General features: G+C 72.5%; 12 protein-coding genes. 4 read left to right on the top strand and 8 right to left on the bottom strand.

Annotation, left to right across the window (positions count from 1 at the left end):
• Positions 1–6: 6 nt before the first annotated feature.
• The 4 genes from O0S08_RS45000 to O0S08_RS44985 form a co-directional block, all read right to left on the bottom strand.
• Positions 7–1,404, bottom strand: a complete 1,398-nt coding sequence (locus O0S08_RS45000; RefSeq protein ID WP_269035687.1) for a DUF4215 domain-containing protein — start codon at positions 1,402–1,404, stop codon at positions 7–9.
• A 136-nt stretch (positions 1,405–1,540) separates the two neighbouring features.
• The gene (locus O0S08_RS44995; RefSeq protein ID WP_269035686.1) at positions 1,541–3,295 is read right to left on the bottom strand and encodes a DUF4215 domain-containing protein; all 1,755 of its coding nucleotides are present in this window, start codon (positions 3,293–3,295) and stop codon (positions 1,541–1,543) included.
• Between the two features lie 99 nt (positions 3,296–3,394).
• The gene (locus tag O0S08_RS44990; protein WP_269035685.1) at positions 3,395–4,726 is read right to left on the bottom strand and encodes a spinster family MFS transporter; all 1,332 of its coding nucleotides are present in this window, start codon (positions 4,724–4,726) and stop codon (positions 3,395–3,397) included.
• Positions 4,723–5,322: a DUF1802 family protein gene (locus O0S08_RS44985; RefSeq protein ID WP_269035684.1), complete on the bottom strand. Its 600-nt coding sequence runs from the start codon at positions 5,320–5,322 to the stop codon at positions 4,723–4,725. Before O0S08_RS44985 ends, O0S08_RS44990 begins: the two co-directional genes overlap by 4 nt.
• Positions 5,323–5,346: 24 nt before the next feature.
• Between O0S08_RS44985 and O0S08_RS44980 the strand changes: the two genes are divergently transcribed.
• The 4 genes from O0S08_RS44980 to O0S08_RS44965 all read left to right on the top strand — a co-directional run bounded on the left by O0S08_RS44980 (position 5,347) and on the right by O0S08_RS44965 (position 8,940).
• Entirely contained in the window at positions 5,347–6,813 is a 1,467-nt protein-coding gene (locus tag O0S08_RS44980) for a gluzincin family metallopeptidase (protein WP_269035683.1), read from the top strand.
• A gap of 60 nt (positions 6,814–6,873) precedes the next feature.
• A complete protein-coding gene (locus O0S08_RS44975) occupies positions 6,874–7,146 on the top strand; it encodes a hypothetical protein (RefSeq protein ID WP_269035682.1) in 273 nt (90 codons plus the stop codon).
• A gap of 106 nt (positions 7,147–7,252) precedes the next feature.
• A complete protein-coding gene (locus tag O0S08_RS44970) occupies positions 7,253–8,149 on the top strand; it encodes an MbnB/TglH/ChrH family RiPP precursor modification enzyme (RefSeq protein ID WP_269035681.1) in 897 nt (298 codons plus the stop codon).
• Positions 8,146–8,940, top strand: a complete 795-nt coding sequence (locus O0S08_RS44965) for an HvfC family peptide modification chaperone (protein WP_269035680.1) — start codon at positions 8,146–8,148, stop codon at positions 8,938–8,940. Before O0S08_RS44970 ends, O0S08_RS44965 begins: the two co-directional genes overlap by 4 nt.
• Before the next feature lie 26 nt (positions 8,941–8,966).
• On the opposite strand, the gene O0S08_RS44960 is transcribed toward O0S08_RS44965, so the two are convergent.
• The 4 genes from O0S08_RS44960 to O0S08_RS44945 all read right to left on the bottom strand — a co-directional run bounded on the left by O0S08_RS44960 (position 8,967) and on the right by O0S08_RS44945 (position 13,842).
• The gene (locus O0S08_RS44960) at positions 8,967–9,206 is read right to left on the bottom strand and encodes a S1 RNA-binding domain-containing protein (protein ID WP_269035679.1); all 240 of its coding nucleotides are present in this window, start codon (positions 9,204–9,206) and stop codon (positions 8,967–8,969) included.
• Between the two features lie 100 nt (positions 9,207–9,306).
• Entirely contained in the window at positions 9,307–10,476 is a 1,170-nt protein-coding gene (locus O0S08_RS44955) for an Ig-like domain-containing protein (protein WP_269035678.1), read from the bottom strand.
• A gap of 130 nt (positions 10,477–10,606) precedes the next feature.
• Positions 10,607–12,202 carry an NAD(P)/FAD-dependent oxidoreductase gene (locus O0S08_RS44950; protein WP_269035677.1) on the bottom strand — a complete coding sequence of 532 codons (1,596 nt, stop codon included), beginning with the start codon at positions 12,200–12,202 and terminating at the stop codon, positions 10,607–10,609.
• A 5-nt stretch (positions 12,203–12,207) separates the two neighbouring features.
• Positions 12,208–13,842 carry a M20/M25/M40 family metallo-hydrolase gene (locus O0S08_RS44945; RefSeq protein WP_269035676.1) on the bottom strand — a complete coding sequence of 545 codons (1,635 nt, stop codon included), beginning with the start codon at positions 13,840–13,842 and terminating at the stop codon, positions 12,208–12,210.
• Between the last annotated feature and the right edge of the window lie 268 nt (positions 13,843–14,110).

The following is a 14,110-nucleotide window of genomic DNA, read 5'->3' as shown; positions in this document are numbered from 1 at the left end:
CGGGCGCTACTGCTCGACGCAATAGAGGCGGAGCTTCTGGGCGCAGTCGACGTCGGGGCAGCCCTCGGTCCAGCCGAGGTTGGTGGCGTGGACGAGGCCGGCGACCGCGGTGCCGCTGCCGAGGAGCCAGCCGCTGCACGGTTCGCCGGGGAAGGGGCTGCCGGTGGCGCGGGTGTGGGTCCAGGCGAGGTTCCCGGCGTCGTCGCAGGCGACGTCGCCGGTGAGCTCCTCGCCGTCGGCGGTGCGATCGATGGCGTGGGCGAGGGTGCCGCTGACGAGGCCGGGCCAGCCGTCGGCGACCACGGCGAGCGAGCCGGGCAGGACGTAGGGCGCGTCGTGGCGGTCGAAGCTCGCGGCGGGTGGATCGCCGGGGAAGGTCAGCCAGGCGCGGTAGGTGCCGGCCAGCCCGGCAGCGGCGGCCGAGTCCTGGCAGCGGGCGTCGGCGGCGGCGATGTTGCCGAGGGCACCGGAGAAGGTCTCGGCGGTGACGAACACGAAGTAGGCGTCGCGCTCGCAGGCCGGCGAGCAGCCGTCGCCCGCGATCTGGTTGCCGTCGTCGCAGGCCTCGCCGGCGACGAGCAGGCCGTCGCCGCACACCTCGAGCTGGCAGTCGGGCGTGCAGCCGTCGCCGGTGACGGGGTTGCCGTCGTCACACATCTCGCTGAGCGCGGGGACGCCGTCGCCGCAGACGTTGAGCAGGCAACGATCGGTGCAGCCCTCGTCGGCGACCTGGCACTCCTCGCCGGGCTCGGGGTCGATGTTGGCGACGCAGCTGGCGAGGGCGCAGCTGACGTCGCACGGCGGGTCGGCGTTGCCCGGCTCGCACGCCTCGCCGGGGCCGACGAAGCCGTCGCCGCAAGCGGCGAGGGTGCACGTGGAGGTGCACGCGCCGGCGTCGGCGTTCAGGGGGCCGTAGTCGCAGGCCTCGCCGTCCTGCAGCACGCCGTCGCCGCAGCCGGTGGTGCGGCAGGTGTGGGCGCACTCGTCGGTGTCGTCGAGGTCGCCGTCGTCGCACTGCTCGTCGTCGCCGTTGACGAGGCCGTCGCCGCAGCGCGCGGCGGTGCAGTCGGCGAGGCATTGGTCGCCGCCGTCGCACGCCTCGGTCGGGCCGCGGAAGCCGTCGCCGCACGACGAGACGGTGCAGTCGGTCTTGCAGATCGCCCAGTCGCCGTTGAGCGGGCCGTCGTCGCACTGCTCGCCCGGCTGCACCAGGCCGTCGCCGCACACCGACACCGGGCCGGTGGTCACCGCGTCGGTGGTCGTGGTGGTCGGGTCGGCGGGGTCGGTCTGGACCTGCGGGCCGTCGCCGGGGCCGAGGTCGGAGAAGCAGCCGGCGAACGCGAGCGCCAGGGCGGCGAGACGGCGCGCGAGGCCGCGCCGGCCGCCGGATGTCCTCGAGGGCATGTTCCGGAGGACATCAGGGCGGCCCGCGGCGGACCGGTTCATTTCTGGCTTCAAGGACATGTTGCGAGGGACATCCGGCCGGCGGCGTCGAGGTCGACCCGCTGCGCTGCGGCCCCGGGGCGCGCGCGAGGCGTCGTCAGGGCTGCTCGAAGCAGTAGATGCGCGCCGACTTGTCGCAGGTGACGTCGCACGCGTCGGTCCAGCCGCCGTCGTCGCGCTTGACGCTGCCGGCGCGGCCGATCGTGCCCATGTCGTTCGCGTCCCACTGGTCGCAGTCCTCGGCGAACGAGTTGTTGCCGTGGACGCCGGTCCAGACCACGTGCTGGCCGTCGCAGTCCTGGCCGCCGAGGAGCTCCTGGTTGGTGTCGGTGATGTCGATGCCGGTGAGGATGTCCTGGTCGGTCAGATCGGTCCAGCTGTCGGCGATCTTGTGGGTGGTGGTGTCCTTGAGGGTGTAGTAGGGGGACGAGCTCTTATGGAAGTTGTTGCCGGGGCCGACGGCGCCGTCGGCGAGCCAGGCCTTCCAGTTGCCGCCCTTGATCTTGAGCCAGCCCATGTCGCTGGCGGCGAGCTCGCCGCAGCGGGCGTTGGCGGCCTCGATCGAGTCGAAGTCGGTGTTGCCGGGGATGTAGAGCTTCGAGCTGACGAACACGAGGTAGGCGCTGCGGCTGCAGTCGTCGTTGCACACGCCCTTGCCGTCGTTGTTGTCGTTGTGGGTGCCGTGGTCGCACTCCTCCTCGCCGACGTGGAGGATGCCGTCGCCGCAGGTGGCCAGCTTGCAGTCGTTGAGGCAGTCGTCGGACTCGACCATGTTGGCGTCGTCGCACTCCTCGACGCCCGTGTTGACCTTGCCGTCGCCGCAGACGTTGCTCTTGCAGTCGTTGAGGCAGGCGTCGTTCTCGTCCGTGTTGGCGTCGTCGCACTCCTCCGTGCCGTTCTTGATGCCGTCGCCGCAGGCCGGGTTCTTGCACATGTTGGTGCAGCCGTCCTCGTCGACCATGTTGCCGTCGTCGCACTGCTCGACGCCCATGTGGACCTTGGTGTCGCCGCACACGGCGTCCTTGCACATGAGCGTGCAGGCGGCGTTGTCGGCGTTCTGGGTCACGCCGTTGTCGCACTCCTCGCCGGCCTGTTCGATGCTGTCGCCGCACACCGGGTTCTTGCACCCGTTGGTGCAGCCGTCCTCGTTGACCACGTTGCCGTCGTCGCACTCTTCGCCGGGCGAGACGATGCCGTCGCCGCAGCCGGGCGGGCCGCAGCTGTTGGGGCACTCGTCGTTGTCGACCTGGTTGCCGTCGTCGCAGAACTCGTTGCCCTCCCACTTCAGGCCGTCGCCGCAGCTCGCCATCTTGCAGCCGGCGACGCAGGCGTCGGTGTCGAGGTCGTTGCCGTCGTCGCAGGCCTCGACCCCGTTCTGGACGAAGCTGTCGCCGCAGGTCGCGTTCTTGCAGGTGGTGAGGCAGGCGTCGGTCTCGTCGAGGTTGCCGTCGTCGCACTCCTCGCCGGTGTCGATCGTGCCGTTGCTGCACGAGGCCAGCTTGCAATTGACGCAGCCCTCGGTCTGGTCGTCGCAGGACTCGCCGGCGCCGACGTAGCCGTCGCCGCAGACGTTGTACACGCAGGTCGGCGCGCACACGCCGTTGCCCTTCGGGCCCTGGTCGCACTCCTCGCCGTCGTCCAGCTGATAGTTGCCGCACAGGTCGCCGGGGTCGACGGTGGTCGTCGGCTCGGTGGTGACGTCCATCGTGGTGGTGGACGTCGACGTGCCCGTGGTGGTCTCGGTGTCCGCCTGGGTCGTCGGGGGCTGCTCGCCGAAGCCGGTGCCGTCGAAGGTGCAGCCGGCCAGCGCGATGCAGGAGAACAGCAGGGCCGCGGCGTTGCGGGTGATCATCGGAAGGAGCTCCTAAGCGAAGGCGCCCGGCGATGGGCGCGCAGAATTGCCGACACGATACGAGAGCCGACGGGGGCGCGTCCACCGGGACGCCCGTCCTCAACGGTGCCGATGCGGGCCGCCCGCGTAGGTCATCAGCCCCTCGGGGGCGCGGGCGATCCGGCGCGCGCCCCACAGGAGGACCAATCCCCCGAGCAGCACGGGAATCGCGGTGGTGGCGATCGCGAGGTTGAGGCCCGCCGCCTCCGCCGCCCGCACGGCGGACTCGGTCGGCACCTGACCGGCGAGGTAGGCGGCCTTGGCCCGGTCGCTGACGTAGCCGATCAAGGTGCGCGACAACGCGTCGCCGAACGCGTGAATGCAGAAGATGTTGACCGCGAACGCGGTGCCGCGCAGCCACGCCGGCACGCACCCGACCAGCGCGGCGTTCAGCGGGCCGGTGTTGAGGAACAGCAGCAGCTCGGCGAAGAAGGCGACCACGAACAGCGCGACGAGGTCGTCCATCCTGGTGAGCAGGACGATCAGCGGCGCGCTCAGCACCAGCCCCACGCCGCTCAACCAGAAGTAGCCGCCCGCGGAACGGGCCTGCAGACGGTCGCCGAGGCTGCCGCCGAGGAGGGTCCCGCACAGGCCGGCGAGGACGGTGACCGCGCCGAACACCGGGCCCGCGGCGCCGGTGCTCATGCCGTGCACGCGCTCGAGGTAGGTCGGCATCCACAGCGACAGGCCGCCGACGGTGAAGGTCATCATCGCCAGGCCGACGGTGTTGATCCCCCACGCCGGGGTGCGGACGATCCGCCCCAGCGCGCCGAAGAAGGTGCCCTCGGTCCGCGTGCTCGCCGGGTCGAGCCGCCCGCGCTCCGGCTCGACGATCCTCGCGGCCAGCGCGGCGAACACGAGCCCCGGCAGACCGCCGACCAAAAACACTGCGCGCCAGCCGAAGTGCTCGCCGATAAGGCCGCCGAGGATGAAGCCCAGCGCCGAGCCGACCGGGGTGGCGACGTAGAACAGCGCGAGCTTGCGGCTGCGCTCGTCGGGGCCGTAGAGGTCGGCGATGATCGACGGGGCGGTGGTCGCGTAGGCGGCCTCGCCGATGCCGAGCAGGGCGCGACAGACCAGCAGCTCCTCGTAGCTGCGCGCGAACGCGGCGGCCAGAGTGGCGACGCTCCACAGGGCGACGCCGCCGGCGATGATGTTCTTGCGCTTGAAGCGGTCGCCGAGGTACCCGAGCGGCGCGGCGATCGTGTAGGTGATGACGAACAGGCTGCCGAGCAGGCCGCCCGCGGTGTCGCTCAGGGTGAACTCGAGCTTGATCTGCTCGAGCACGCTGCTGAGCAGCATCTGGTCGATGTAGTTGAGGAAGTTGATGACCGTGAGGACGATCAGGATCGCCGCCGCCCGGCCGCGCCACGTCGTGGATGGGTCTGTCATCCGTCCCCCAGCGCGGACCGCAGCTCCGCCACGCGCGCCCCGTGCTCGCGGTCGGTCAACACCGGCTCGACGGCGCCCGCGAGCTCCTCCGCGAGGTCGACCCACGAGTGACAGCCGGCGTACTCGGCCCGGTCGGGCAGGTCGAGCAGCTGTCCCGAGCGATAGGTCCGAAGGAACAGGACCCAAAGGCCAGGCTTGCGGTAGGCGAAGCGGTCGGCGACGCACTCGCGGCCGAGGCCGTGGGCGTCGCCGAGACGATCGAGGCGCGCGAGGTCGCGGACCTCGACGGCGGCGTCGACCTCGGCCCACAGGCGGAAGTGCAGGCGGCCGGGTGGCGGGGCGTCGGCCAGGACCTGCGGCAGGCGTGCGCGCGCGGCCGGGGCGAGGTCGCGGTCGCGCCCGGGCTCGCGCGCGTGGAACCAGGTGGGGAGCAGCCAGAAGCCGCGGTGCTCGAGGCTGAAGGTCGGGGCCTGGCCGACGGCCGCGCGGGGCTCGCGGATCCCGCCCTTGCGCACCAGGACGCTCTGTTCGCCGGCGTCGAGGCCGGCGCACAGGGCTGCCCACTCCTTGAGGGCGACGGGGGATGTGACCCGCATGGGCCCTCAGGCTACCATGGGGCGGTGTTCCAGCGCCGACTGCGTGCGCGGGCGAGGGCCGCGCTGGCGACCCTGCTGGGGCTCGCGGGCTGCGCCCACGGGTCCGCGCGCGGGCAGGACGGGGCGCTGCGCTGGCGCTACCGCGTCGAGGTGCCGGCGGCGCTCGACCGTCTGCGCGTCGAGGTCTGCTTCCCCGACGGCGCGCCGCGGCGCCTCAAGATCGACGAGGACGACGCGGAGGCGGTGGCGGCGGTGTCGGAGGTGGCGGCCGACGGCGGCTCGGCGCGGCTCGACCGCGAGGCGGCGGCGATCGTGCTCGGGCCGCTGCCCGCCGGCGCCTGCGTGCGCTACTCGGTGGCGATCGAGTCGCTGCTGGAGGGCTCGGGTTCGCGCCTGCACGCGCGCGTCGGCGAGGTGGTGTCGGTCGACCCGCGGCTGGTGCTGTGGCGCCCGGCGACGCTCTACTACGAGGCCGACGTGGCGCTCGAGCTGTCGCTGGCCGAGGGCGTGTCGGCGTCGGTGCCGTGGCCCGCGACCGGCGAGCATCGATACCGCCTGCCGGTGACCTCGCTGATGTGGGCGTCGCAGGCGGTGTTCGGCGGGCTGACCCACCAGACGGTCGAGGCCGCGGGCGCGACGTTCTCGGTGGCGATCGTCGACCAGCCGCGCAAGCTCAGCGAGGCCGGCGTGAGCGAGTGGATCACGACCGCGGCCGAGACGGTGGCGACGCTCTACGGGCGGTTCCCGACCGAGCGCATGCAGGTGGTGGTGCTGCCGTTCCCCGGCGGCGGCGGCCCGGTATACTTCGGGATGGCGCTGCGCGGCGGAGGACCGTCGGTGCAGCTGCTCGTGTCGAGCGAGGCGGCCGACCACGCCTTCCCCGGCGAGTGGGTGGCGATCCACGAGTTCCTCCACCACGGCATGCCGTTCGTGCAGCAGGCCGACGCGTGGCTGTCGGAGGGCTTCGTCACCTACTACACGGAGATCTTGCCGACCCGCCGCGGCTTCCGCAGCGAGTCGGCCGGCTGGCAAGCGCTGCTCGACGGGTTCGGCCGCGGGCGCAAGGACGGCGCCGGCCAGCCGCTCGCGCAAGCGAGCCGCGAGATGCACGACAACCACAGTTATCAGCGCGTCTACTGGTCCGGCGCGGCGCTCGCCTTGCTCGCCGACGTCAGCCTGAGGCTCGGCGTCGGCGAGAGATCGCTCGACGCCGCCATGCGCCACTTGCTGCGCTGCTGCGCCAAGACGCCGCGGGTGTGGACCGCCGAGGCGGCCCTCCGCGAGCTCGACGCCTGGGCCGGCAGCCCCGTGTTCACCGAGCTCGCAGCGTCCTGGTTGCCGCGCGCCGAGTTCCCCGAGCTCGGCCCTGTCTATAGGAAGCTCGGCCTCGATGTGATAAAGGGGGAAGTGCAGATCCACCCATCCGCCCCCGCAGCCGCCGTCCGTCGGGCCATTTTCGCCAGACCCTCCGGTCGCTCCGAAAGCCTCTGAGCCAGATCGATCCGCGACTCGCGGGTGCCCCCACACCCGAGCAAAAAGGAAGCACTCCACATGAACGTCAAGCACATCGCCGCCACCCTCGCCATCCTCGGCTCCGCCTCGTTCGCCGTCACCGGCTGCAAGAAGAACGCGGAGGGCACCGAGGTCCCCGCGGAGGGCGAGAAGAAGGCCGACGGCAGCTGCGGCGCGAACAAGGACGGCAGCTGCGGCGCGAACAAGGACGGCAGCTGCAGCGCCAAGAAGGAAGGCGAGGGCGACGCCGCCGCCGGTGGCGAGACCCCGCCGGCCGACGGCGCGGCCGCGACCCCGCCGGCTGCCAACTGAGCCCCGCGCCCCCGACCGGCCCGGATTCGGCCGCAGGCCCCGCCTGCGCGGCGCCGAGCCCGGGCCGGGCGCATTTCGGGTGGCCTGCTATACTGTTTCTTCGGACATGTCTTTTCGAGCAGGCATCGCCGCGCGCGCCGCGGTTCCCACCGGGGTCGGCCTCGGCCTGCGCAGCACGTTCCTCGCCGAGGTCGATCGCGGGGCCGCCGACGGTCGCGTGCCGTTCTGGGAGATCTCGCCGGACAACTACGTGGCCCGCGGCGGCAGCCGCCCGGCCCGCCTGGCCCGCGTCGCCGAGCGCTTCCCGATCCTCTCGCACGGCCTGTCGCTGTCGCTCGGCGGGCTCGACCCGCTCGACGCCGACTTCCTGAGCGGCCTGCACGGGTTCTTCGAGCAGCTGCCGCCGCCGTGGCACTCCGACCACCTGTGCTTCTCCGGCCACGACGGCAAGATGCTGCACGACCTGCTGCCGCTGCCGTGGACGACGGCGTCGGCGAAGCGCGTGGCGGCCCGCGTGCGCGAGGTGTCGCAGCGGCTGGCGCGGCCGATGCTGGTCGAGAACATCAGCTACTACCTGTCGCTCGGGTCGACGCCGCTCGACGAGGCGGCCTTCGTGGTCGAGGTGCTCGAGCGGGCCGACTGCGGGCTGCTGCTCGACGTCAACAACGTGTTCGTCAACGCGGCCAACCACGGCTTCGACCCGCTCGAGTGGCTGGCCCAGATCCCGCTCGACCGCGTGGTCCAGCTGCACATCGCCGGCCACGAGTTCTGGGACGACGAGCGCCGCGACCTGATCGTCGACACCCACGGCGCGCCGGTCCGCAGCGAGGTCGACGCGCTGCTGTCGTGGGTGGTCGAAAGGACAGGCGCGCTGCCGGTGCTGCTCGAGCGCGACGAGAACATCCCGCCGCTGCAGGAGCTGCTGGCCGAGCGCGACCGCGTCGACTCGGTGTACCAGGCCGCGCTGGCCCGCCACGCTGCGCACCAGGGAGACCCGGCATGAGCGAGGAGGCGCTGATCCGGGCGTTCGCCGCCAGCGTGATCGAGCTCGACGCGCCCGAGGCGGTGAAGGCCGACGTCCGCGGGTTCTTCGCCCGCCACGGGGTGGCGCCGGAGCTGGCGGCCGGCTTGCCGGAAGCGGCGGCCGAGCGCCTGGCGATCTACCGCACGATGGTCCACAGCCGGCTGCGGGCGGCGGTGGTCGACTTCTTGCCGAAGACTGCGGCGCGCCTCGGCCGGCCGCGGCTGCGCCGGGAGATCGAGCAATTCGTGGCCGAGGCGGCGCCGTCGGCCCCGTACTTCTGGCGGGTGACGGGCGAGTTCCTGGTCTGGGCGCAGCCGCGGTGGGCGGTCGACGCGACGCTGCCGGACTTCCTGCTCGACCTGGCGCTGCACGAGTGGTCCGATGCCGAGATCGGCAACGACCCGGCCGGAGGTGAGGCCGCGAGCGGCAAGCCGCTGGCGCTCGACCAGCCGGTGCAGTTCGACGGCACTGTCCGCCTCCGCCGCTACGGCTGGGCGGTCCACCGCGCGACCGAGACGGAGCCGCCGCCGCCGGAGCCGACGGCGCTGCTCCTCTACCGCGACCGCACGGAGCACCTGGTCAAGACGTTGGAGCTGACGCCCCGCGCTGCGGCGGTGACGAGCCGCCTGCTGGCGGGCGAGCCGCTGCAAGCCGCTTTGATGGGCGCGTGCGCCGAGCTCGGCGTGGCGCTCGACGACGAGTTCCTGGCGGCGATGGCCGGCTACTTCGCCGACCTCGCCGAGCGCGGGGCGCTGCTCGGCGCGGCCTGAGCTGTCCTCGCGGACAGGTCATCCCGTCAGGCCAGGAAGCTGCCCTTGAACAGCTTGTACTGGTGGACGTACCGGAGGATCCGGACCTCGACCTCGTCCCCGACGTGAACCCGGGCCCGCAGATCGGCGATGGGCTCGCGCGCCACGTCCACGATCAGGACCAGGATCGCGGCGTCTCCGTGTCGCAGATAGACGCCGTAGTGCTCCACGCGGGTGACGCGGGCGAGTACCCGCTCGCCGGCGAGGTCGACGAAGTCGGCGCTCATGCCGGCCTCGACCCGTGGACTCCGGGGCCCGCCTCGAGCGGCGATCCGCCCTGTCGTTCGGGACACGTCTTTCGAGACATGTCCCGAAGGTCTGCTCGCGTCACGCCGGCGCGCCGTTGAAGATCCAGCGGAACAGGATCTGCACCTTCTCGGCCTCGAGCGGGGCCTTGCCCTTGGGCATCTGCTCGCCGGTGGTCTGCGTGGTGCGGGTCAGCTTCTTGAACAGGTAGCTCTGGCCGGGGAGGTCGGGGATGACGCGCTTGGTCTGGGCGTCCTGGGTCGCGGGCGCGAGCAGGGCGGCGTGGACGTCGGGGGCGGCGAGGTCGAAGGCCAGGCCGGCGGGGGGCATCGCGCCCTTGTGGCAGCCGCAATTGGTGGAGAGCGTGTTGAGCGCGTCGGTGAAGGTGGCCGCGGCGACCGCCTGGTTGTTGAGGACCGAGACGGTGAGCGGCGAGCTGACCGCGCCCTCGACCTCGGCGGTGACCTCGGAGGTGCCGGGGTTGAGGCCGAGCAGGGTGCCCTTGGCGTCGACGTAGAGGACCGTCTCGTCGCTCGACAGCCACTTGACCGTCGCGCCCATGACCGGGTCGCCGAACTCGTCGAGGACAGTGACGTCGAGGTCGAGCATCTCGCCGATCTCCACGTTCACCGGGCCTTGCTCGTCGATCGTGACCGAGCCGGCCTCGCCGCTGCTGCCGCCGCCGCAGTCGAACGCGCCGGCCTCGGGCGCGCCGGCGTCGATCCACGTCTCGATCAGGGCGACCTGGTCGGCGTCCAGCATGCCGCCCTCGGGCATCTGCAGGCCGACCGGCGGCATCGGCTTGATCTTCGTGACCAGCCAGCTGCCGGCGGAGTTGCCCGGGTCGACGTAGGGGGTGCCCGGCTGGCCCATGCTGTCGACGCCGACCAGGGCGGCGAACGACGTGCCCTCGTTCAGGGCCAACCCCTTGGGCGGCATCATGCTCTGGTGGCAGCTGCACCGCTGGTCGAAGATCGGCTGGATCGACGTCGGGTAGTCGCAGTCCGCCGGGGGCGGCTCCTCGGTGGTCGGATCGCTGCTCACCGTCGGATCGCTGCTGGGCCCGGCGCTCGGGTCGGGCCCGGTGCCGGTGCTGCTCGTCGACGAGGTCGTCGGGTCGGGCTCGTCGGTGGTGGTGCCGGTCGGCGTGCCCGTGGTGGTCATCCCCGTGGCGTCGCCGGTCGCCACGGTGGTGTCGGTCTCACTCTCGTTGGGGACCTGATAGACGGTGCACGCGGTCAGCAGGACCAAGGGAAGACATCGTGTCGAGCGCATGCGCACATGCAACCGCATGCGCAGGCGTGAAGACAGTCCTCCCTCGCCGGGTGTAGGAGTGAAAAACATCACGCGAACGAGAGACGCGAGCGACCTGTCCTGAAGGTCAGCTCGTAATTCGCTCGTGCGGCGCGCCGAGGCGGCGCGCGATCGCTACTGCGACGCGGAGGCCGTCGAGCGCGGCGGAGACGATGCCGCCGGCGTAACCCGCCCCCTCGCCGCACGGGTAGAGGTGCTCGGTGCTCGGCGACTCGAGCGTCTCGCCGTCGCGATCGATGCGGACCGGGCAGCTGGTGCGGCTCTCGACACCCACGGCGATCGCGTCGTCGCCGAGGAAGCCCGGCATGCGCGCGCCGAGGGCCTGCAGCGCGCTTTGGAGCGGCGGCGCGAGCGGGCCGAGCAAGCGGTCGAGGCGGGCCGGCTGCAGGCCGCGGTGATAACTCGTGGGCGGCAGCTCGCGCGAGGCGGCGCCCGCGACCAGGTCGGCCAGGCGCTGCGCCGGGGCGACGAAGGCCCCGCCGCCGGCGACGTAGGCCGCGGCCTCGAAGCGGGCCTGGTAGTCGACGCCGGCGAGCGGATCGTCGGGCGACAGGCCGGCGGCCGCGAGGTGCTGCGGGCCGACCTCGGTGACGAGGCCCGAGTTGGCGAACCGACCGCGGCGGCTGTGCGGGCTCATGCCGTTGACGACCTGCATGCCGGGGTCGGTGGCCGCGGGGACGATGTAGCCGCCGGGGCACATGCAGAACGAGAAGGCCGCGCCGGCGGCGGTCTGCTCGACCAGGCGGTACGAGGCCGCGCCGAGGGCCGGGTGGCCGGCGAGCGCGCCGAACTGCAGGCGGTCGATGAGCGCCTGCGGGTGCTCGATGCGGACGCCCAGCGCGAACGGCTTGAACGACAGCTTGACCCCGGCCGCGCGCAGCCAGGCCTGGACGTCGCGGGCCGAGTGGCCGGGCGCGACCACCACTGCGCGCGCCGGCACGACCTCGCCGCCGCGCAGGCGCACGCCCGCGGCCGCGCCGCCCTGCACGACCAGGGCGTCGGCGCGGGCCTCGAAGCGGAACGCCACGCCGGCGCCGATCAGGTGCTCGCGCATGGCGGTGATCACCCGCGGCAGGCGGTTGGTGCCGATGTGCGGGCGGGCGTCGACGAGGACCTCCGGCGGCGCGCCGTAGCCGGCGAACGCCCGCAGGACCAGGTCGACCGGGCCGCGCTTGGTCGCCCGCGTGTACAGCTTGCCGTCGGAGAAGGTGCCCGCGCCGCCCTCGCCGAAGCAGTAGTTGCTCTCGGGGTCGAGCTCGCCGCGCTGGCTGAGGCCGGCGAGGTCGTGCCGCCGCGCCCGCACCTCGCGCCCGCGCTCGAGCACGACCGCCCGCACCCCGGCGCGCGCCAGGCCCCAGGCGCAGAACATCCCCGCCGGCCCGGCGCCGACGATCACCACGGCAGGCTCTTGGGACATGTTCGGCAGGACATGTGGCAAATAACATGGCTCTTCAGGCATGTCCTTGTCGACATGCACGAGCAGCTCGACGTGGACGCGGACGCGGCCGCGGCGGGCGTCGATCGAGCGGTGGGCGACGGCGACGTGGCGGACGTCGGCCTCGCGCAGGCCGGCCGCGCGGGCGCCGGCGCGGCGGAGGGCGTCGGGGTCGAGGAGGGCGTCGGGGTGGAGGTCGACGCGCACCCGCTGCGGCGCAGAGGTCACGGCACTCACTCCGCGGCGGGGGCGGTGACCGGGGCCGAGGTGCCCTGGACCCGCTTGACGACGGTGTCGGGGTTCGATCCGGGCAAGCCGGAGGCGAGGCCGCCGCCCTCGGGCGGGGCCTTGTAGGTCACCGGGAGGCCGTCGGCGACCGCCCGCGCGACCCCGTGGACGAGCGAGCCGATCGCCATCAGACCGTCGTAGTTGATCTTGTCGGCGTGGTCGCCCGGCCGGTGGTAGTCGGCGTGGGTGCCGGTGAAGAAGAACAGCACCGGCAGGTTCTTCTTGTAGAAGCTGGCGTGGTCGCTGCGGGTGGCGACGCTGGCCTCGTAGAGGACCGACAGGCCGGCGGTGCCGACCTTGTCGAGCAGCGGCATCCAGGCGTCCGAGGAGACGATGCCGCCGATCGCCAGGCCCTTCGGTCCGAGTCGGCCGATCATGTCGAGGTTGACCATGGCGACGACCTTGTCGAGCGCAAACGGCGGCTTGTCCGCCAGCGCCTTGGAGCCGAGGAGGCCCAGCTCCTCGCCGGCGAAGTGGGCGAACACCACCGTGCGCCGCGGCCGCTGCTGCGAGAAGTGCCGCGCCAGCTCGAGCAGCATCGCCGTGCCGCTGGCGTTGTCGTCGGCGCCGTTGCAGACGACGTCGACCGCGTCGCCCTTGCGGCTCTCGCCGCACTCGCCGCGGCCGACGGCGCCGATGTGGTCGTAGTGCGCGCCGAGGACCACGAGCTCGTCGCGCAGGTCGCCGCCGGGGACCATCGCCAGCACGTTGGGGACCTGCACCTGGACCGGCTCGACCACCGCCGACAGCCTGAGCTCGACTCCAGGGATGTCCCCTGATTGCGGCGCGAGCTTGGTGTCGATCGCGGCCTGCACCGCGGAGATCTTCTGCTTGCCCTTGCCGACGCGCAGCAGCTTGTCGGCCGCCTTCCACTTGATCTGCACGACCGGCACAGCGAACGGCTCGCCGACGGCGCCGTCCTCCCGCAGCAGCGGCGCGAACGCGTCCGCCTCGCGCTCCTGATCGTCGAGGAAGCTCCGGGGCCCCCGCAGGGCCACCACCCCGACGGCGCCGGCCTTGGCCAGGCGCTCGACCTTGGTCCGCAGCGATCCCGCGCCCATGCCGAACTGCGGGCCCTTGCGCTTGCCGGCCTCGCGCATGACCGGGCCGACGAGCGCCTGCAGATCGAACTCGACCGCGAGCGGGTCGGCGGGCAGGGGCCACATGTCCTTCAGGTCAGCTTCGGGCATGAACCGCTGCAGGATGGCGATCACCCGCCCGCGGGTCCGCTCGTGCAGCGCGCGCAGGCCGGCGAGATCGCCGCTCTGCTTGAGCGGCGCCGCCGCTGCCGCGAAATCGCTCGCTTCGCGCTGAAGCCTGCGAAAGAAGGTCATCGTGTCGGGCCGACCCGGAGCGTCGAGCAGCACGACGGCGATCTTTCCTTTGAGGTCGAGGCCGGCGAGGTCGTCGTAGGGCTTCGCGTCGGCCTCGGCGCCGTCGGCTCCGGGCGTGGACTCGGACGCGGCCGCGTAGCCGACGAAGATCGCGGGGCCGCTCACCTCTCCGCTGGCGGTCTGCGGCGCGATCGAGAAGTCGGCGCTCGCGACCGGGGTCGCCCGTTCGCCGCGGACGAGATGCAAGCTCACAGGCTGACTCGCGCGCACGCCGACGGAAATCGAAAAGTCGGCCAGGAAGGAATTGCCCGCAACCGGCTCGAGGCCGAGCTCTCGGTGCCGCTGCGCCAAGTACTCCGCGGCCTGAGCGAGCTCGGGACTCAAGGTGAAGCGGCCGCGCAACTCGTCGCGCGCGAGCGCAGCGATGTCCGCTTGCAGACGGGCGCGGTCGGGAGTCCACGTCGCCGATGTCGGGGATGGCGACGCATCAGCTCGCTCGACCGGTACAGGAGTA

Origin of the sequence: Nannocystis punicea (assembly GCF_026965555.1) — a bacterium.
GTDB classification, from domain to species: Bacteria; Myxococcota_A; Polyangia; order Nannocystales; family Nannocystaceae; genus Nannocystis; species Nannocystis punicea.
The sequence above is the reverse complement of the archived record's forward strand: the minus strand, read 5'-3'. Positions and strand labels throughout refer to the sequence as shown.